We start from the raw sequence: 20,034 nt of genomic DNA on the forward strand, positions 1-20,034 counted from the left end.
CGAGCAACAGACGACCGTCGGTTATAGTATTTAGCGGGCTGCGCCTCTCGGTGAGCGCTACACCTCAAAGAATTCCCGCTCTCTGTAAAGCGATTCCAGCACCGAAACACAGACATGCAGCACATCGTGCTTCTTGCCGTCTGGTGTCGCAACCACGACAGTTTCACGTGCATCTGAGTGCGTCGTACCATCGGAGTAGTAACTCCCATCGCTGAACGCCGCCCCCTTCCCTCTGACCAAGTCCTCAGCACGCAACCCCACCAGTTCGGACTTCGGATGGCGTGTAAGCTTGACGTGCTTGCCCGCGTTAGCAATTGCTCGGACCGTGTGGAAGGCAGGGACCTTCGCCGCAATCTCCTGCGCGACGTCATGCGGCTTTCCGTTTCGAACGTGCGCCACAACGTCAGCAAAGTGGTACAGAATGATGCAGGTGGAAATGGCGAGGTCGTAAGCGGTCGGCTCCGCTTCGAAGCGACGACAGAGCGGTGCCGCGAGTTCGTCGATGTACACTTGAGGGTTTGAGAATGCCATGGCTCAGGCATACTCGGACCCGACCAACTATTCCATTGGGCAGCATAACCGGCCTTCCAATCCCGTCAGTCATGCTGTCCGCGTTCAGGAAAGCGGCACGGACATCCTGATGACGGAGATGGCGCAAGGCAGCAGTCGCGGCAGTGTCCATGTTGGCGGCAAGTTCAGAAGGTGCCTTCAGATTAAATCTTTGAAATGCTGCCGCGTTAGAATCCATTTTTCGCAACACGGTCTTTTCAGGCAGCACCCCAGCATTTCTGTAACCCTCATCATCGGCAGACTTCTGCGGTTCTCCCATTGCTGGACGACCCACAGGCAATCATGTGCAAACTGACACGTCTCCCGCCGCGAATCGGCCAACTTGGAGACGAACATGGAACCTCTCGCCATATCCATCAATGAGACTGCCAAGGCGCTCGGCGTCGGGCGATCATCGGTCTACGCCCTGATAAAATCGGGCGGCCTCGACGCCATCAAGATCGGCAGGCGAACCTTGCTTACCACCGAGTCCATCAAACGCCTGGCGCAATCCCGAACCGTCATCTGACCGGTAGACGCTCCGCGCCTGTGTCTCGCCCCATCACCAAACCTAGACAATCGTGGAATTCACGAAAGGACACCCCATGCCCATTTTCCACAAGGCCGTTGACCGGCTTGCCGATCTCATGCGCCGTGATCGCAAGATCACCTATCGCGCTTTCATCGATGCTCGCCTCGCGCCCTATGTGACGCCGCTACTCGATAGGATCGTTGCCGACGACGAGGACGGCGACACACTGCGCAATTCCCTGATCCCGTGGCGACGTGCCCAGCGCCCGCCGATCGCCACCTATGGCGGCGATGTTTCCACCTGCCGGATCGACGGACCTTGGCAAGTGTTGGATCGGCACTGGCTTCCGCTCGGCGGTCTGATCGTCACGACCGGCGTGACTGCGCACCTCAATCCGTTCGAAGCACAGGCGCTGCACAAGCGGATGCAACAGGCGATCGAGGATACGGTCCTGACATGGGTCCGGGAGCATGACCTTTACGCCCTTGGCCATGTCCCGGAGGAGATCGACCGCAAGGAGGCCGACCCCGCAGCCAAGACGATGATCGCAGCATGGATCAGCGGGCAGCATGAGGCATGCGCCGATCCGGACTCCGGCTCCGGTGGAGCCGACAGTTGCTGTTCCGGTGGCCCCTGCGGTGCCTTGTGTGATGCTTGCCGGAAAGGATCGGATCATGCCTGAGCCGGTCGCCGGAATGGCAGCGTTGCGGGGCTACGATGCTTCGCATCGAGCCAACAATTCAGATACACACCCCACGCACGGGTGCATCCAGCAATTCTGCGGGTTTGACGGGATGCTATTAGCATCTTGCTCAATGCAGCGGCGAGGAAATGGCGCAATTCGGCCATTTCACGCGATGGCGAATAGCATCTCGCCGGGAGCCGTGCGATGAGCGCCCGCGCCCAGACTGTGCGGCTCACTCCGACGCAACACCGCACTCTTGTCGGCTTCGCCAAGAGCTACGGATTGAGCGAATATGCCATGCTCGCCCGCGTGGTGGACGCGGGCCTAGCCGCCCTCGTTCACGGAGCCGGTGGCGAGATCGATGCCCGCGAGATCGTCGCCGAACTGGCATCGGTCAGCACCCGCGTGGTGGACATGGAGCGGTTGCTGGACCGTGCCCTGTTCACCGCCTGCGCCGCCTATTGCTACGCCCGCAGCGCGGCGACCGGGGTGCGCAAGAGCGACGAGGCGATCACCCCCGAAATCCAGGCCGCCTACGATCGCCAACTGCGGCTCGCCGGGAGCGACGGACGATGAGCCAGCCCCATGACCGCCGCGTCCATGCCGACGCCCTCCGCCGGCACAGTCTGCTCAGTCAGACCCGCCGCCTGAAACGGCAGGCCGCCATCATGTTGGCCTCGGTTGCCTTGGGCGGCATCGCCTATCCATCGCTGCTGATCGACCGCCAGACAGTTCAGGCAACGGGCACATATCTTTGGGCCAGGGCCAAGATCATGCTGGTGTCGGGCGCGATTGCCGATCCGCCCATCCAGATCAGATATGGAGGCCGTGAGTACGAGGTGTCCGCGCGGGCCATCGCCGCCCATGCCTATTACAGGGGCGCGGCTCACGCCACGCTGACGCTCATATTACGCGGGTGTTGGCTGGGCTTTGCGACTTGGCTTGCGGGCCTGTTTCTCGTGCGCGGCGCGGTATGGCGGCGGCGCGAGCGCGCCTTGCGGGACCGCGTCATCGCCGGGACCTTGGTCACGACCGAGAAGAAGCTGGCGAGGATTACCGCCAAGCACGCGAATGCCAGCGCGCTAACCATCGGCACGGTGCCGATCCCGTCGCGGCTGGAAACCCGGCATATGGCGATGATCGGCACCACCGGCAGTGGCAAAACCACCGCCTTGCGTCAGATGCTCGACGGGATCGAGGCGCGCGGTGAAGCTGCTCTGGTCTATGATACCAGCGGCGAATTCATCGCCCTCTACTACCGACCCGAGCGCGGCGATGTGATCCTCAATCCCTTCGATGCCCGCTGCGCCTTCTGGTCGCCTTTCGCGGAGATCGCTCATCCCGCCGATGCCGCCCGCATCGCGCACCAGTTCATCACCGAAACCGGCCAGCATGATAACGACGTGTGGCTGGAAACCGCCCGCATCCTTGTCGCCAACATGCTCCGCCAGCTCTGGAAAGAGGGCAAGACCAGCCTGACCGACCTCCTGGCCATGTTCCAGATCAGCACCAAGGAGGAGCTCAAGGAGCAACTGAAAGACACCTCTTCGGCGCGCACCTTTGCCGATGATGCCGACCGGGCAACGGGCAGCGTCCTGTTCATGCTCGCCAAGGCCGCCGACCTGATCCAGTTCCTTCGTGTCGAGGACAGCGGCGGCACGCCTTTCGCCTTCCGCGACTTCATCCATGGGCTGGACAAGCCAAAGGGCGCGAAGCCCTGGATATTCGTGCCGCGCAAGGAGGACTATTTCGAAGCGTCCAAGCCTTTGCTCGCCTGCTGGCTGGAATGTGCGGCGAGCGCCGTGCTGGGGCTTCCTCCGTCGCCCGACCGGCGCATCTGGTTCGTGCTGGACGAGCTCGCCGATCTTCCCCGCGTCGACAACCTCGCGCGGCTTCTGCCGGAAGGGCGCAAGTTCGGCGCGGCGGTCGTGCTGACTTTTCAGGCGCTGGGGCAGATGCGGCATCGCTACGGGTCGGAAATCGCCGAATCCATGCTGGGTTGCTGCAACACCAAGCTGTTCCTGCAAACCATTGACAACGAAACGCGCGTCTGGGCCAGCCAGACCATCGGTGAGTGCGAAGTCGAAATCCAGACCATGACCGACGCGCTGGCCGAGGGTGACGACGAGGCCACCACCACCTTGGGCCGGGTGCGCAAGATGCGGCCCGCCGTTCTGGAAAGCGAAATGCGGCTGCCCAAGTTCGAGGGGTATCTGTTGTTCCCCGATGGCTTGCCGGTAGCGCGGATCAAGCTGACCGCCGAGCATATCACCCGGCGCGGCGAAGCCCGCCAGCCGGGTTTCTTGGCAGGCGATCCCGACACCACGCTTTGGAAACAGACCGGGAAGACACCGCCCGCACCGCCGCCTCCCCCGAAACCTAACAGCCAAGGGCCGGTGTGATGGTGGCATCCGTTTCCGCGCTGACCAGTTCGGCGCAGGCCAGCAGCTACTACGAGGCCGACGACTATTATGCCGAAGGCGGCCTTTCCCCGTCTGAATGGCAGGGCGCGGGCGCGGAAGCACTGGGCCTGTCCGGCGAGGTCGACCGCGAAAGCTTTCGCGATTTGCTCGACGGCAAGATCGGCGAGCAGCAGCTTGGCACGTTTCGCGAGGACCAGCTTGAGCATCGGCCCGGGTGGGATGTGACCCTGAGTGCGCCCAAGTCGGTGTCGATCATGGCCGAGGTGGCAGGCGACCGACGCTTGATCGCGGCGCATGGGGAAGCGGTCAGGACCGCAATGGCCCATGTTGAGAAGCATATGGCCGCCACCCGCGTCCGAGATGGCGGCGCCGTCACTCGCGAGGCGACCGGCAATCTGGTGATCGCCAGTTTCCAGCACGGCACCAGCCGCGCCCAAGACCCGCAGCTTCACACGCACAACGTTATCATGAACGCGACGCGGGACGAGGATGGCACATGGCGCAGCCTTGAGCCGCGCGCCATCTACCAGCTTCAAAAGCAGATCGGCGCAATCTACCGGCAGGAACTTGCACTGAAGGTCCGGGAACTCGGCTACGAGATCGAGGCGGGCAAGGACTCGCTGTTCGAAATCAAGGGCGTGTCCCCCGAGGTGATGGTCGCGTTCAGCACCCGCAGCGCCGAGATCGAGGCGGCGCTTGCCGAGCGCGGCACTTCCCGCGAAATGGCCAGCGCCGCTGAGAAACAGGTGGCGACGCTCGCCACACGCGAGGCAAAGGTTGCTGCCGATCATGCTGGCCTTGTCGCGGACTGGCGAGAGACGGCCAGCGGGGCGGCCTTTGGCGCGGCGGCGCGGATGGCGATGATCGAGCAGGCCGAAGCCAGGGCCGCCGATCCTGCCCATCGTTCTGCCGTCGAAATGCAGGGCGACGGAGCCGCTGCCCGCGCCGTGGCCCATGCCGCCGACAAGTTGGGCGAGCGGCAATCCGTCTTTTCCACTGCCGCCTTGCAGGAGGAAGCCGGAAGGACCGCGTTGGGCAAGGTCGGTTACGCGCAGATCGGGGCCGCCATCGAGGCGGCGACGAAACGGGGCGAGTTGATCGACCGGACCTTTCAGGATCGGCGCGGTGCGGAGTTTGCCGGGTTCACCAACCGCCAGAATGTCGAAACCGAAGCCAGAATGCTGCGGATCGAGGCGGAAGGGCGCGGCACCTTTGCCCCTGTCGCATCGCCGCTTGCCGCCGCCAAGGCCGTTGCCAGCGCCGCCGCGCACTCAGAACAGACGGGCCATAGCTGGAACGCCGATCAGCGCGCCGCGACCGAGCAGCTTCTGACCAACCGCAATCGGATCACCGCGTTGCAGGGCTATGCGGGCACCGCCAAGACCACGACCGTCCTGGCGACGTTCGCACGCGAGGCCGAGGCGCGGGGCGTATCCGTCGTCGCGCTGGCCCCCACTGCTTCGGCGGCGATGGTTCTGGGCGACGCGCTGGAGACGCGTGGCGATACCGTCGCGCGACATCTTCTATCGCCCGAACGGCCCCAGTCAGGTCAGCCCGCCGCGTGGATCGTGGACGAGGCATCGCTGCTGTCGGCCCGCGATACGGCCCGATTGTTCGACCTTGCCGACAAGCATGATGCCCGCATCATCCTTGTCGGCGATGTGAAGCAGCTTGGTTCGGTCGAGGCGGGCGCCGCCTTTGCGCAGTTGCAGGGCGCCGGAATGGAAACCGCCAAGCTGGCTGAGATCGTGCGGCAGACCAACACGGCGACGAAAGACGCAGTACTGGCATCCATCGAGGGGGACGCGAAGAAGGCCCTTGCCGCGCTGGATCGCGGCGGCGGGCAGATCGTCGAAAATCCCGACCGTGCCGAACGCTTTGCCGCCATTGCCGAGCGGTATGCGGCTCTGGACAAGGCCGGTCGTGCCCGCACTCTTGTTATCGAGCCGTCGCGCGAAGGGCGCGATGCGCTGACCGTTGATATTCGCACCGCGCTGAGCAGGTCGGGCGCGCTCACCGGCACATCCGTCACCGTGGAGAGCCTTTCCAACAAGGGGCTGACCCGCACCGAAGCGCGCGATCCCCTGAGCTACGACAAAGGCGATGTTGTCAGCTTCACCCGCGACTATGCCGACAAGGGCGTGGTGCGGGGCGAAGCCTATCGCGTTGAGAACATCGACCCGACCAAGGCCGCCATCACGCTCAAATCCGAGGATGGGCGCGAGGTGGAATGGCGGCTGCGGCAATGGGGCGCAGGCCACGCCCAGGCCTTCGCGACGCAGCCGATGGACCTGAAAACCGGCGATGCCATCCGGTTCACCCGAAACGACCGCGAAGCAGGCCGGGTCAATGGCGGACGCGGCGAAGTGATTGACGTGAATGATCGGACCCGCACTGCCACGATCCAGACCGCGAGGGGGATGACCGAAACGCTCAATCTCGATTCCGCCCGCGACCGGCATATTGCCCATGCCTATGTGGACACCGCCTTTGCCGCGCAGGGACGAACCGCCGATCATGTCATCATCCATGCAGACAGCAAGGCGGCCAACCTTGTCGATCAGAAGAGCTTCTATGTGGAGATTTCGAGAGCCAAGGAGTCGATTGCCATTTTCACCAATGATCGCGGCAAGCTGGTTTCCGCGATCAGCGAACGTGCTGGACAGGTGCAAACGGCAATCGCGCAGGTGGCGACACTAACGCCCAGTGCTGACAAAGCTATGGGCCCTCGTTTGGGTTGATAGTTTAGGCCGCGAGAGCTTCTCGCTCTCTGATCTGCTCGCTCAGCCATTCAAAAATACGCGCACCATCGTCGCTGTCATCACATCGCTGTTCCAGCATCAAAATGGTCGCTCGCTTTAGGAACGCTGCTTCAGCAAGCCCTTCCGGCACAACGGCCATCGCGAATTCATGAAGGGTTCTGCGAAGGTTCGCGGGACTGTCAGCAGAATTTGGAGACCTTGAAGCCCAGTCGCAAAAATGGTCAATCCAATCTCGGAAATTGGGATTGAGTGTCGAGGCACGGTATCTTTCGGCGATGTTGAAGACCGACTCCCATGTATCTAGTTTGTCTTCATCCCCTCCATTCCATTGTATGCGCCAGTCGGGGCATGTCACCGGGCCGAGTTTGTCGCCCTCAAACGGGCGACTGTCATCGAGCGATATACTGAGATTTGGGCTATCAAACGGATCAGCACAACTGCGCCTATTCCCCGTAAGGGGATCGACGAGGACGTTTTGTGTACCCTTGTAGCGAGAGTTACATTTGGTGCCCATCGGAGAAAGGTTACGAAAATTCGAGCCAGCAAATGGATATGTCGCGATCGGAAGAAAGTGGTCCAACGCTTCTCGCTTTTGCCCTGGCGCGTCCAAAATCTCGACGCCGCAGAAAGCGCAAACCTTGTATCGCAAGGCGTCGTAGATGCGTTTGTAGTTTTCATCTCGCAGGCCAAGATCAGCGAGAATATCGAAGCCGAAAACAAAAAAGTCCTTGATTGGTTCGCGCACGGTTGCGGGAAGGTCGGTGAGGCAAACACATGGCTGTCCATCGCCAAGCAGGCCGGGAAGAGCATTCTGTCGGATCATCGCGCCCCGAACTTCCTCGCGTTGCTCCGGCTGTAGAACTTCCAACGCGTCTAGTACTGTCGCGCGCCGGTTCCTGATTCCGTAGCGCCGACGAAGAACGTTGCGCTTCTCCTCCGGAATACAAGCAGACCAGGGCAGGCGAGGCTCTCCGTTTGCAATCCTGTCAAGATCGACTTCGAGGATAGCAATCAGAGTTTCGTGTACCCAATTATCTTGGAACCCCTCAGGCGAGTACGAGAACAGCACTATTTTGCTGCCCCCTTCTTCAGTTGTCTGAGCCGGTCAGCCACGAACGACTTTTCAACTGACGCGCCCAATCGAGGCAATGCCGCTTCCAGCGTTGCGATGTCATCACTTTCGAGCAGAGTAGCAATCTCGTCACGAGCCATCTGCGATATTGGCGGCTGAACGCCAAAACAGTGTTCGAGGATTCTATCGAAATTCGCTCCATAGGTCTCCATGTTCGGATTGGCGACCTTGAGATCGGCCCCGTTGCGGGAGAAAATGAGCACCTGCTCACGGGATAGGTCGGCCGGCACAAAAGGCGCATGCGAGGTGAGGACCACTTCTTGGTCGCCGCGCTTGCCGGGTAATTCGAGGAGCCGTTGGGCGAACTTGATACGCCATTGAGGATTAAAGTGCGATTCGGGCTCGTCGAGTATGAACAGCGCGTTGTGTTCACGGATCATCGAGAAAAGACCAAGCACTAGGGCCTGCTGATGTTCGCCATCGGACAAGGAAACGTAATCAACGACATCAGCCGACTTGGCTCGGGACGACGAATGGAAGCGGACCTCTTCGAACCCGAAGACCAGGTCCTCTTGCTGGGGTTCCGGCAAGCGGGAAGCGAAACGCCTTTCACGCACTGCTCTTTCAAGGCGCTGACGCGCTGGGCGTGGAATAGCAAGGTCATTCAGCAGGGCGAACTTATGCAAAGATCGGTAAAGGCCCAAGGTGTCCTTGAAGAAGTGGGCAAAAGCTTCTCGCGTCGCATCACTAACAAGATAATCGAATGTATAGGTTTCGGTCTTCTCTTCTACTGACCAGCACGTAGCTGCACGCTTTAACCTATCGAGAGTTTTTTCGAGCTCTGCGGTCAGCTGAATACCTTTCCTTCCGCTGCGTTTTGCTGCCTTCGCAGGAGCTTTGGGCGCTGCAGAATGCGCCAGCCGGACGACACATCGGCAAGAGGCGATGTCGCGGAGCCGGGCATGTTCAAGTATTGCCTTACGAGACGCCAAGCTGCTCAGCATCAGGTTCGCAAACAGAACCTCGAGATTGGTCCCGTAATCGATAAGGAGCATTCGATTGTCAGGCGGCAATTCTGCTTCCTGCAACGCAGCGTTGGCCACGCCATCTGCGTAGCCAGAACGACTGAGAAGAAAGGGCATGCTCAGCGTTTCATTGTCGCCCGAGGTGTAGCCGATCAACAGCGACGGTAAGAGTGACCCGAACTCGGCTGACTCACCATCTACGGCCACCCACCCATCTGGGGTGGCTTTCTCCATAACAATGGGGCCTGCTGACTTACCCTGTTTCTTGCGCGACAGCTTGACGTCGACCGGTCCGTCGGATTCCGAAGGCCGGATTTGGTAATCGAGCTCGAACAGAACTTCACTGTTCGCCGATTTCCGTTCTTCGCTGGGGCTAAACTGATGCCATGCTGCCTGGAATATCTCCGCGACCAATTGGAGAAACTGAGACTTCCCCGAACCATTCGGACCCAGAAGACACAAAGGTGCTAAGTGCTCATTCGCGCTCGATGGGCGTTCAAGCCATACCTCTAGCCCGTCGAGCAATCCACCGCTGCCAACCGTGTGCAAGACCTTGAGACGCTTCAGCTTCACGCGGCAGCTCGCTGCAATACGACGATTTCCCGATCAGGATCGAAAGCCTGCACGATCGGAGGTTTAGCTTCTGACAGTAGCTCGAACAAAGCGTCACGCATTTCATCGTAAGGACGGGCAACCCGCCTCGCGACGTCTTCGTAAGTCAGGCCGGTTGCTGGCCACTCCCTGCAGTCATCCAGGAGTTGATCTCGGGTAGACATTGGCTTGGCGACCATAGCTTGGTCCTTCTTCGAATCTGTTTTTCGAGTGCGAGAGCTGGTGGCCTTCTCAGCTCGTTCGGCTGCTACCCGTTTCAATAGTGAGCTGACCGGCTCATCATTAGGGTCTTGCAGGGCAAGTTCGCCACGGAAGGCCTTTGCTAGGATTGAGGAGTCGAGTTTGGGCAGAAGGCGCATGGCGGCGGCGTGGTCGCCCGTTACGCGGTCAAGCCAGCCAAAGGCGGACTCAATGCGCCTGACAACATCGGTTTGGTCCTCTAAGGGCGGCAGAGGAAAAGGCGTTGTGTTCAGTGCCTTTTGATTGATCTTTGGCAACACTGTCCGTCCTTCGTGACGGGCGGAAAACCGCGCAAAGTCGTCACTGATCAGCCAATACAGCAAATATCTCGGATTGAGCTCCAGTCGGGCGCTGATCGGGTACATGTCTGCGCTGCATGCTCCGTCAAAATCTACAATGACGGCCTTTTTCAGGTACGGACGGATTTTAGAGTAAAGGACCTGCCCCGGATAAAAGCGGTTCTTTACGCTGATCAGCTTATCTTCGGCAATCGTTCGATAGGGCAACAGACGAGCAGTTCCCGCCTCGATATTATCTGGAGCGATATGCGGTAGCTCAGGGATCGTTTCTGGTTTGACTAAATTCGAAGCAATTTCAGCCACATCAACGAAACGCATCCAATGCCAGTCGTTGGGAATGTCCCAACATCCGCTGTCGAAGGCCTTCCCTTTCGAAGGGCGTTTGCCAATTAGCTCACCGGAGAACGCCAGAGCCAGGAGGCGTTGTTTGTGGCGAGTTATCAGAGACGGGATGCGGTTTAGCTCTTTGCGTGCGCGGGCTGTTCGTGTGGTGAGGCTGTCCACTTTCTCCACGATCCGCCGCTGCTCGGCCTTCGGCGCGAGCGGGATCATGTGTTCCTTTAGCCAATCTGCTGGGACACGTTGCTGTCCAACGGCGCCCGACATGACGGTTTGAGCGTCATCGCGGAATGACTGTTGCCGGACGTAACGCCAGAGATATTCCGGCTCAATTGCGCCGTAGCTGCGGAACACATGGAACTCGGTTGAACCCATGCCGGTTCCGTTGTTCAGGTTGCGTGCGACTGCCGACTTCCCGTTCTCCATCGACGGTGTGATCTTAGCGAAGATCACGTCCTCATTACGGAAATGCGTGAAGCCCTTTGAGACCTCACTGTAAGGCCGATCAATTGGTGCGGCGATCGTCCCAGACACTTCGTCGACGGCAGCCATAGGGACGAATGACGCCAGGTCATCACCATTCAGATCGACACTCTTGCGCGGGTTGACCTCGGCGACTTCGCCGATGGGTACCTGGACCCAGGTATTGGGAAGCTCGCTCATGTGCTCGCCTCCTCTGTGGCCGCGCGCGCTTGCTTTACGTCGCTGTAGGTTCGCTTCTCACCCTTAACCTTCCATTCCGAAAGCCCATTGCTGTTACGATCGAGCACGATTGCGGCGGCGGCGCTGGGGCTGGAAAAAGCGTATGGCTGCGTGAACACGTAGCGGCTTTCGCCCGCCACTTGTAGCACGCCTTTCTTGATCAGATTATCCTTCAAGGCCAGGTAGCTTTGCTGGACATAGCCCGTGTCCTTCAGGGCTTCCGAGCCTTCCAAAACGACAAACTCGCCATCTTCTTCTACGGCTTCCGCGCTGACGCCGGAACGATGACGGATTTCGAAAGTGATTTCGCCTGCGGTGCGTTGCGCCACAGGCGTTGCAGTCTGTGTCACCGCGCGCGGTTGCGGCTTGAGCAGGTCAAGGCCGACTACCGGCAGGATTATTTTGAGGTTCGCTAGGAACTGTTCCATATTCGCCTTGTCCGCCTCAGGCAGGCGGCGGCGGTTACCAGCAGGCGCAGTGCCGTTATCCAGGGTGACCCGATTCGCTGCACGGGCCAACTCGATCAACCGAGCCTCTAGATATTCGACATGGCCCTTCGACAGGTCATCGTCGCTGGTGGTCACGGCGATCGCCGTCTCCCAGAAATCGCGCTGCTGTGCACTCTGCTTGATGCGCTCGCGCACGCTGTTGGCCGAACCGATATAGGCTCGGATGCCGCCGACTGCCTCGGTATCGGGACCAGACAGAATGTAGATCCCTGTCCGATCCAACTCGCCCCGCGAAGTAAGCGCGGCAAACGTGCTGGCGGTTGCAACGAAAGTTAGCCCGGTCCAGCCATGGATCGTAGCCTTGCGAAGCCCGTTAGGCGTGCCATCGACAAGAAAGAGCTGTATAGTGCGGCCGAAAACTTCGGCGGTCATATCTTCGGCTCCCGGCGAATGAGGAACGGCTTTCCGCTGGTTGCTAGTTCTCCGACCTCGGGAAGGTTTTCAGGCTCAATGATATCAGAGCCGCCAATTGTCGGAGCAGCCGAATCGTATGGAACAGCTTTTGCATGCTCAAAATCGGTGCGCCGGATAGTCAGCCAAACAATTCCGATGAACATGACTGCCAGGACAACGAGAGTCTGGAAGCCAACTGAAGTCACCCATGCCAAGCAGTCAGAAAAACCCCATTTAAGCCATGGGTTTGCCTTGTCGACTGCCGCGAATATCAGCGCCACCCAAAAGGCACCGAAGCAGTACCCCAAGCGTTCATTTACCCCTGAAACCGACCACGCCAAACCGTCCTTCCCAACATAGGCAGTCTTGTGGGGCCGCCCCTCGAATTCGTCCTCCAGCATATCGATGTGGTGTTCCCAGTTTTCCTGCCAAAACTTTGATCCCTTTGCCGACAAGACGCCTGCCACTGATGTCACAAGGCCCAGAGCTGCAAACGCCGCTGGGATAACAGGCGAAATTTCAAGTTCCTTGGCCTTCCAGACGAAGCTGATCGCAGCGAAGACCGCAGCCTGAAGCACCCAGAAGTAGGTTGCCCTCTTCCAGTAAAGCTCGATTTCAAACTTGCGGATTTCATGAGCCCGGTTCAGCGCTGCTCGGCGTTGATCTCGGTTTAGATCGTGCTCGCCATAGTCCCCGGTTGCTGAGTCTTGAATACCGATCCTCTGCGGAAGCAACTCTGTAACCAGTGAATAATTCTTCTCGAATTTGGTCACGCTTCAACCTCGTCGGTCTCAGCCAGTTCCTCTTCGACCGCTTCAATTTCTGCTAGGGCCGCACGGAGGTGAACCAGGATGGCCGCAGCAATGTCTTCCGGGTCGGTCAAACCTTCTTCGACCTCCTCTTCGTCATCCCGTACCCACGAAATGTCGAGATTGTCGTTGCGCTTGGCGATTTCTTCTCGCGTGAACTTCCGGAAGCGCCCGGCCTCACCCTGATCCTTGCGTTTAGCTCCGCCTAGTGGGTCATCGCCAAAAGCTTTGAAAAAGTCCGCGAAGTCTTCGGCTTTCAACGTGCGCGTCTTGCCGAAGCTCGGCATCTGAGCGCGCAGGTCATAGAACCATACCTCCTTTGTCGCACTCTCTGATGTTTCGGAAATTTTTGTGAAGAACATGACATTTGTCTTCACACCTTGGGCATAGAAGATACCGGTGGGTAGGCGCAGGATGGTATGCAGATTGCACCGGTTCATGAGCCATTTGCGAACATCGCATCCGACTTTATCTTCAAAAAGGACATTATCCGGCACTATAACTGCCGCTCGCCCCCCCTCCTTCAGCGACAAAGCGATTTGCTGTAGAAATAGAAGTTGCTTATTGGGCGTCGGGTAGGGCAGGTCATTCCGTCGTGGTCGAGCACCCCCTGCACTATTCCCAAAAGGCGGATTCGCAAGAATTACAGACGGCGAATCGAGCTTGTCAATATCGTGCGTGAGCGCATCTCCATGCAAAGCTTTTCCCTGCATGCCATGAAGGAACATATTCATGAGACAGAGACGGTAAGTGTCGCCCTCTATCTCCACGGCCTGAAAATGCGGCGGATTGCGATTGTAGGCGGCTTTACTGTGGAGTTCCCGAATATATGTTTGTGCGGATATCAAAAATCCCGCAGTTCCTGCCGCAGGGTCCTGAATTATTTCACCTAGGTTTGGCTTCAATACCTTGACCATCGCATCCACCAAGGCTCGCGGAGTGAAGTACTGTCCGGCACCTGAACGAGCCTCGGATGCATTACGTTCAAGCAAACTTTCGTATACAGCACCAAGTCCATCAGACACCGCTTCATGCCAGTCAATCGCGTTGATCCCATCCACGACTTTGCGTAGATTTTCCTCATGATTGAACACGGTCGTCGGGAATTTGAAAATCTCCCGGACTACCTCGTTCTCTGCATCTTCGCCCAAACTCGTCAGCATCTTGCGATAGTAGCTAAGCATACCAGGAGCGGGCTGAGTGATCAGGTGTCCCCAGCGATACTCTTGCGGCAGGAAATCATCCCGTCCTGTTTCAGACGCCACCTTCAGAAACAGCAGATATGTCAATTCCGACAGATACTTATGGTATACTATACCGTCGTCGCGAAGCACGTGACATAAGGACCATATCCGTTTCGATATCGTTGCAATAGACATGGCTGCACGCTTACGGCGGCTCGGCATGTGTTGCAACGGCGCGGATGCCGCTCAGCAATGATATAGTGACCTCGGCCACCTCAGATTATGGCCTTCGGCCCCTGATGGGAGGGGGACGCAACAGGATTTGGAGACGTCTCAGGCCGTCGTGGCCTGACCGCGCTCTACTTTCGCTTCGCTCCAGCCTAGCCGCCTGCGGCGTCTCGTCGGCATGCCCGCAACGATCGCATGACGCGTTCCGGCCCGCTTTGAGCGGTCCGGGCGGGATGCCCCTCATCCCTTTGGCGGTCGCCGCGCTGATGGCGCGGCGGCGTCGGGCCTTCGGCGTCAAGGTGGCGGGGGGCGTCGCTGCCCGTAGCACCGCCTCGGCGGCGCGCAACCCGTCCGCTGCGCTTCCGGGTCCTCCATTTCATTGCGGCCCTGTCAGGTGCGCCCCGTCGGCAACCGGCGGGGCTCTTGGTCCGCTCCTGCCGCCCCCCGCCACCCTGGCGCCGGTCAATGGCGGTTTAGGAAGGAGTGAAGGACCATGAGCACGTCGGACCGTCAGAGCCTTTATGGCGAGGTTACGTCCCGGATCATCGCGGAGCTGGAGGAAGGCAGGCTCCCATGGGTGCAGCCGTGGGATGCCTCACGGTGCCCCTGCGCGATGCCGCACAATGGTGTGTCGGGCCGGGTCTATTCCGGGATCAATATTCTGATCATGTGGGCCTCGGGGATCGAACAGGGATACGGATCGCAGCGCTGGCTGACCTATCGGCAGGCCGAAAAGGCGGGCGGGCATGTCCGGCGCGGGGAGAAGGGAACGGTCATCTGCTATGCTGACCGTTTCACGCCCAGGGACGAGGCCGAGAAGGCGCAGGGCGAAAACCGCAAGGCACAGACTATTGCTTTCCTGAAGCGCTTTACCGTGTTCAACGTCAACCAGTGCGAGGGACTTTCGGAGGAACTGACCAGCATTCCTGCCCTGCCCGATCCGGTCATGGCGATTGCCGAGGCGGACCGGGTAATTGCAGCGACCGGCGCGAATTTCCGGATCGGTGGGGGCGAGGCGTTCTATTCGCCCACACAGGACAATGTGCAGGTACCGCCGCAGGCTGCCTTTCATGATCCGGTGAACTGGTACCGGACGGCGCTGCATGAGCTCGGGCATCACAGCGGCCATGTCAGCCGGTTGAACCGCGACCAGTCGGGCGCGTTCGGATCGGCTGCGTATGCCAAGGAAGAGCTTGTTGCCGAAATGGCGGCAGCCTTCACCTGCGCCTCGCTTGGTATTCAGCCCACGGTCCGGCATTCGGATTATATTGGCGCATGGCTTGAAGTCATGCGCGCCGACGAGAGGGCGATCTTCCGGGCCGCGAGCGCGGCCAGCAAGGCGGCGGACTTTCTCCTCTCGGGCGGGGAGGTAAGGTCATGACCGACCAACTTCCGCCCCGTGTCTTTCGGCGGCGGGGCCGTCGTGCCCTGCGCCGGATGACCGACCGGCAGCGCGCGATCTTCTGGGCGATTCGTTTGGAGGAGATCAGCTATCCCGAGCTTGCCGAGCGGCACGGCATTAGCGCCGATGAGGTGCAGGCCGAATTTGCCGCAGCGCTCAAGATATTCTTGCGCACGTTGCGCGAGCCCGACCCATCGTGGCAGCGTCTGTGGCCGTGGTGATAGTTGCCCTGCCGTCCGATATAGCGGACGGCAGGGCCAAGACACATCTTTGAACGAGGCGGATGCGACATCCAGTCTCTAAGCCGCCAGTCGCGCTGCCCTTGGCGGGCGGACTCGCCTCTGCTATCTTGTTGACGCGCTGCGCAAAGGGCAGCGCCGGGACTGGTAATCCCGTCAGTAATCCAGCTCGGAAAACTCAGTTTTCCGGGGTGCCGACGCGTATGTCCAAGCCTTCGGGCTAAAGGCGGCGGCGCATGTTACTGACATGTTACCAGCTCCGGCGGCTCCCGCGCCTAGCGTGCGGGAGTTCGGGACTGTTTCCGCATCTGTCTCGTCATCTTCCGCGTAACCGCATCAATGCGGACCGGAGGTGCCAATGGACAACCTTATCCCTGTCTCGTCACAAGGCAGTCTGCCTGTCAGGCAGCACCCAAGAGCCCATAACGGCGAACTTGCCGCGCTCTGGCGGATTTACGGTGGTGAACCCTTCCATCTCTTGCGAACCCGCGAAGGCCGCGACCTCAGTCGCGCCCGCTATCAGCGCGCGCAAGAATTCCAGCGATCGCTTGAACCCGGCGCACCGGGTGACTGGACCGACTTTCTCTACTGCACTGGCATCGTCGTCCAGTTGGCCCTCTCATGCCATCTGTTGGATGTAGGCTTTCCCGATGCCTGGTGCGCGCGGCACATCAGTCTCCATGTTGACCGATCGCTGGCCTATGCCAACGCCACCGGCTTTGGTTACGAGTGTGAAGAAACGGAACGCCTGACGCGCGTGCTCGCCCCCTACTGGAAATGGAACAGAATTCACCTGATCGGCGATGCCATGCCGAACGATGGAGGTTTCAAACCGAATGAGGTGCGGGAGCTGCTGCACGCTCTAATGGACCACGTAAGGGAAGTTACTGGCCACGGCCCGCTACGTCGTCAGATGAAATGATGATGTCCGTCTCCGCGACGTCTGCAGCAAGGGGCCAAGTTTGGCTTCATTTGGGAGTCGGTTCGATTGCTTTTGAAGGAAAAAGTTATGGGGGCCTTTGGGAGGGGCCTTAAAGGGTCGTGCTTCAATCTAATTGATTGATATGTAGCCTGAAAGGTTTGCCAGTTCGATTCCGGCTCGGCTCCATTTTTGCTTCTCAGCAGGTCTGAAAGCATCCCAGAACTGCCTGTTTTCTGCGGTTTTGAGTGGCATTATGGCTCCGTCAGGTTCGGGCCATTTCACTAAACCTCACCCAAATGATGGTAGATTTGATGGTTGTCCCGCCTTAAGCAATCGGGAGCTGCCATCATGTCCTACGGCCCCCTCCCCCAGAAATCCGGGCTCACCGCCGCCTGGGTGTTGCGTGCGAAGCCAAAAGATAAGGCCTACAAGCTCAGCGACCGCGAAGGGCCCTACCTCCAGATCGAACCCAGACGTCGGCCTGCAGCGTGATCGAAATCCGATGGCTGAGAACCTTGCGGCTGAGCCGATCGACGATGGCGACGAGATAGACGAAGCCCCGGGCCATGGGAATATAGCTGATATCTGCCGCCCAAACCTGATTGGGCCTTACGATCGGCAGTTTGCGCAGGAGCTAGGGATAGATCTTGCGCCCAGGCGCCGGCTTGGAACGTGCTGGCCGGCGATGGACCGCCTCGATCGCCATCTTCTTCATCAGGCGCACGACATGGCAGCGGCCGATCGTGATGCCCTCGTGACGAAGAAAGTCGCGCATCATCCCGCTTCCTGCGAAGGCGAACTCCAGATGCAACGCATCGATGCGACGCATGATCGCGAGATCTTCGGACGAAACCGGCCGGGGCAGATAATAGACACTTCTACCCACTCTCTGCTCCCGTCTCGCAACCTTGCTGGCTGCTCCGACGCAGAAAATCCAATTATCTCAGAGTGCAGTTTCTGCAGGCCACTGCTCCCTCATGCGGTGCCATCGTGCTGAGCGCGTTGGGGCCGAGCGGCGAAAGTCCGGAGCGGATCGCGCTCGCAGGGGATCAGGTGCTCGCGCAGGAACGCCTGAACCCTCGCGCCGATGTCCCGAGCCGCATCGTCGCCGTGCCCCCCAGACGCAAACGGGCCGCGCAGATTGCCCTGCGCAGCCCGCGTTTCTATCGGAACATTACCGAAAGCTCAGAGCGCGTTGGCGGCTTCGCGCGCTTTCTTGTAGCTGGCGCGGCGGCCCGCCTCGATCTGGAGACGGTCGGCAAGCCCTGGGTCCTTGGGGTATTCGCGGAAGTCGGCAAGAACCTCATCGAAGACCTCGGCCAGCTCGTCTTTGAACTCGGGGTGGGAGAAGATGTAGAAGCGGTTCTCCTGGATCGCCTCCAACGTGCGCGCGGCGATCACCTCGGGCTCCATTCCGGCCTCGTGCAGCTTTTCCAGATTGCTCACGAATTCGGTGTTTATCTCCTTCGCGCCTGCCTTGAGCGCTTCGGGCCGGATCGCGTCGCTTGCATAGATCTGGCTCTTTACTAGCCCCGGGCAGAGCATCGACACGCCGATCCCGTGAGCCGCGAGGCTGTAGCGCAGGGATTCGCTGAGGCCCCGGACCGCGAACTTGGTCGTGTTGTAGATGCCCGGCGCGCCGTTGCACAGAAACGCAGCCATCGACGCGGTGTTGCAGACGTGCCCGCCCAAGCCCCGCTCCTTCATGCGCGGCACGAAGGTCGTCACCCCGTTGATGACGCCGTGCAGGTTCACCCCCAGGAGCCAGTCCCAGTCATCGTACGAACTGTCGTCGATGGTCTGGAAGAGATTCACGCCAGCATTGTTGAAGAGAAGGCTGACCGGGCCAAGCTCGGCCTCTACCCGGTCGGCGGCCTGCGCGAAACTCTCGCGCGAGGCCACGTCGAGCGGCACGCCGATCACGTGCTGGTTCTCCAGCAGCTTGAGCGCAGCCTCGATCGAATCCTCGCGCACGTCGGCGATAGCCACCTTGCACCCTTCGGCGAGGAGGGCGCGGGCCAGGCCCAGGCCAACCCCGTTCGCCCCGCCCGTAACGAAGGCCGTGCGGCCCGCAAGCTGTGTCATGCCCGCCCCCCCTTTACGCGACGCCGGTTTCGGACATCTGCGCGGCGCGCAGAGCCTTCTGCCGGTCGATCTCCTCGGTGATCGCCGAGTTGCGGAAGAGCACGCCAAAGGTGTTCTTGTACTCCTCGTTCTCGGGCAGCTGGACCTGCACCGCCGCGGTGGTCGCCTCGCCCCGCTCTTTCACACCGATCAGGAATTCGGCATGGGTGAGGATGTAGAGTTCATCGTTGAGAATCCCCGTCAGCACGCGTTCACCGACCTCTTCCTTGGTCTGGTAGAGGTGGAAGAAACTACCGCCCGCCTGGCGGCCCTTGTCGACCTCGGCGTAGCCGGTCTCGGACAGATCATCGGGACGGGTGCGCCCGGCTTCGGCAATGTTCGACTGCACCGCGCCCGGACAGAAGGCCGAGCACACGATGCCACGCGATTCCAGTTCGGGGCGCATGCATTCCATCATCGAGGTGACAGCCGCCTTGCCCGAGGAATAGATCGTGGTGCCAGGGGCCGGGACGAGCGCGGACATCGAGGCGGTGTTGACGATGTGCCCACCCTCGCCGTGCTTCAGCATGCGCGGCAGCATGGTCACGATACCGTTGATGGTGCCGCCGACATTCACGCCCATGACCCAGTCCCAGTCGGCGAAGGTCGCCATGTCGGTGGGGCCAACAACCGCAACGCCCGCGTTGTTGCACAGGACGTGGATCTTGCCGAACTTGGCCTCGGTGGCGTCGGCAGCCGCGGCAAAGGCGTCGCGGTCGGTGACGTCGAGCCGGAGCGCGAGCACCTTGTCCCCGCCGTCCAGTTCGGCTGTGGCTTCATCGAGATGGTCCTGACGAATGTCGGCAATGGCAACGTTCATGCCCGCCCCAAGCAGGGCCTTGGCAATACCCAGGCCAATCCCGCTGGCGCCGCCCGTCACGAAGGCGGTCTTCCCCGGTAGATCCTGCATAGCTCCTCACTCCTCTCCATCGATTTTTAGAACTTTTTCGGCCTCGAACCGAATCTCCTGTCTTTTTTTCACGA

The 20,034-nt window shown here is 60.0% G+C and carries 17 protein-coding genes and 1 pseudogene; 8 read left to right on the top strand and 10 right to left on the bottom strand.

Annotated features, from left to right (window positions below):
• Nucleotides 1–57 precede the first annotated feature (57 nt).
• Complete coding sequence (locus tag FMM79_RS20840; RefSeq protein ID WP_162528577.1) at nt 58–531, bottom strand: hypothetical protein; 474 nt, start codon at nt 529–531, stop codon at nt 58–60.
• Between the two features lie 373 nt (nt 532–904).
• On the opposite strand from FMM79_RS20840, the gene FMM79_RS20845 reads away from it, so the two are divergent.
• From FMM79_RS20845 to mobF, 5 genes are all read left to right on the top strand, one after another.
• Nucleotides 905–1,078, top strand: coding sequence for a helix-turn-helix domain-containing protein (locus FMM79_RS20845; RefSeq protein ID WP_148629426.1), 174 nt, complete (start codon nt 905–907; stop codon nt 1,076–1,078).
• A 76-nt stretch (nt 1,079–1,154) separates the two neighbouring features.
• Nucleotides 1,155–1,763: a hypothetical protein gene (locus FMM79_RS20850; RefSeq protein WP_148629427.1), complete on the top strand. Its 609-nt coding sequence runs from the start codon at nt 1,155–1,157 to the stop codon at nt 1,761–1,763.
• Nucleotides 1,764–2,048: 285 nt separating this feature from the next.
• Nucleotides 2,049–2,342 carry a hypothetical protein gene (locus FMM79_RS20855; protein ID WP_240339345.1) on the top strand — a complete coding sequence of 98 codons (294 nt, stop codon included), beginning with the start codon at nt 2,049–2,051 and terminating at the stop codon, nt 2,340–2,342.
• The gene (locus tag FMM79_RS20860) at nt 2,339–4,168 is read left to right on the top strand and encodes a type IV secretion system DNA-binding domain-containing protein (RefSeq protein WP_148629429.1); all 1,830 of its coding nucleotides are present in this window, start codon (nt 2,339–2,341) and stop codon (nt 4,166–4,168) included. The genes FMM79_RS20855 and FMM79_RS20860 overlap by 4 nt, the downstream gene beginning before the upstream one ends.
• Nucleotides 4,168–6,930, top strand: a complete 2,763-nt coding sequence (gene mobF / locus FMM79_RS20865; protein ID WP_148629430.1) for a MobF family relaxase — start codon at nt 4,168–4,170, stop codon at nt 6,928–6,930. Before FMM79_RS20860 ends, mobF begins: the two co-directional genes overlap by 1 nt.
• 4 nt (nt 6,931–6,934) lie before the next feature.
• Here mobF and FMM79_RS20870 read toward each other — a convergent pair whose 3' ends face one another.
• From FMM79_RS20870 to FMM79_RS20895, 6 genes are read right to left on the bottom strand one after another with little or no spacing between them, the layout of a single operon-like run.
• Nucleotides 6,935–8,020, bottom strand: a complete 1,086-nt coding sequence (locus FMM79_RS20870) for a hypothetical protein (RefSeq protein ID WP_148629431.1) — start codon at nt 8,018–8,020, stop codon at nt 6,935–6,937.
• On the bottom strand, nt 8,020–9,621 hold the full coding sequence (locus tag FMM79_RS20875; protein ID WP_148629432.1) for a restriction system-associated AAA family ATPase: 1,602 nt from the start codon (nt 9,619–9,621) through the stop codon (nt 8,020–8,022). The genes FMM79_RS20870 and FMM79_RS20875 overlap by 1 nt, the downstream gene beginning before the upstream one ends.
• Nucleotides 9,618–11,201: a restriction endonuclease subunit S gene (locus FMM79_RS20880; RefSeq protein ID WP_148629433.1), complete on the bottom strand. Its 1,584-nt coding sequence runs from the start codon at nt 11,199–11,201 to the stop codon at nt 9,618–9,620. The genes FMM79_RS20875 and FMM79_RS20880 overlap by 4 nt, the downstream gene beginning before the upstream one ends.
• A complete protein-coding gene (locus tag FMM79_RS20885) occupies nt 11,198–12,121 on the bottom strand; it encodes a GIY-YIG nuclease family protein (protein ID WP_148629434.1) in 924 nt (307 codons plus the stop codon). The genes FMM79_RS20880 and FMM79_RS20885 overlap by 4 nt, the downstream gene beginning before the upstream one ends.
• A complete protein-coding gene (locus FMM79_RS20890) occupies nt 12,118–12,915 on the bottom strand; it encodes a hypothetical protein (protein ID WP_148629435.1) in 798 nt (265 codons plus the stop codon). The genes FMM79_RS20885 and FMM79_RS20890 overlap by 4 nt, the downstream gene beginning before the upstream one ends.
• Nucleotides 12,912–14,357, bottom strand: coding sequence for an N-6 DNA methylase (locus tag FMM79_RS20895; RefSeq protein WP_371710972.1), 1,446 nt, complete (start codon nt 14,355–14,357; stop codon nt 12,912–12,914). Before FMM79_RS20895 ends, FMM79_RS20890 begins: the two co-directional genes overlap by 4 nt.
• Before the next feature lie 499 nt (nt 14,358–14,856).
• On the opposite strand from FMM79_RS20895, the gene FMM79_RS20900 reads away from it, so the two are divergent.
• The 3 genes from FMM79_RS20900 to FMM79_RS20910 all read left to right on the top strand — a co-directional run bounded on the left by FMM79_RS20900 (nt 14,857) and on the right by FMM79_RS20910 (nt 16,926).
• Nucleotides 14,857–15,744 carry an ArdC family protein gene (locus FMM79_RS20900; protein WP_148629437.1) on the top strand — a complete coding sequence of 296 codons (888 nt, stop codon included), beginning with the start codon at nt 14,857–14,859 and terminating at the stop codon, nt 15,742–15,744.
• Entirely contained in the window at nt 15,741–15,986 is a 246-nt protein-coding gene (locus FMM79_RS20905; protein WP_148629438.1) for a sigma factor-like helix-turn-helix DNA-binding protein, read from the top strand. The genes FMM79_RS20900 and FMM79_RS20905 overlap by 4 nt, the downstream gene beginning before the upstream one ends.
• A gap of 376 nt (nt 15,987–16,362) precedes the next feature.
• Complete coding sequence (locus FMM79_RS20910) at nt 16,363–16,926, top strand: hypothetical protein (protein WP_148629439.1); 564 nt, start codon at nt 16,363–16,365, stop codon at nt 16,924–16,926.
• 445 nt (nt 16,927–17,371) lie between these two features.
• Here FMM79_RS20910 and FMM79_RS22020 read toward each other — a convergent pair.
• The 3 genes and pseudogenes from FMM79_RS22020 to FMM79_RS20925 all read right to left on the bottom strand — a co-directional run.
• Nucleotides 17,372–17,803, bottom strand: a pseudogene (locus FMM79_RS22020) (IS3 family transposase); the annotation flags it as partial.
• Between the two features lie 308 nt (nt 17,804–18,111).
• The gene (locus FMM79_RS20920) at nt 18,112–19,011 is read right to left on the bottom strand and encodes an SDR family NAD(P)-dependent oxidoreductase (protein ID WP_148629441.1); all 900 of its coding nucleotides are present in this window, start codon (nt 19,009–19,011) and stop codon (nt 18,112–18,114) included.
• Between the two features lie 13 nt (nt 19,012–19,024).
• Nucleotides 19,025–19,960 carry an SDR family NAD(P)-dependent oxidoreductase gene (locus FMM79_RS20925; protein ID WP_148629442.1) on the bottom strand — a complete coding sequence of 312 codons (936 nt, stop codon included), beginning with the start codon at nt 19,958–19,960 and terminating at the stop codon, nt 19,025–19,027.
• Between the last annotated feature and the right edge of the window lie 74 nt (nt 19,961–20,034).

The sequence above is a fragment of the Novosphingobium sp. BW1 genome, assembly GCF_008107685.1.
Classification (GTDB): Bacteria; Pseudomonadota; Alphaproteobacteria; order Sphingomonadales; family Sphingomonadaceae; genus Novosphingobium.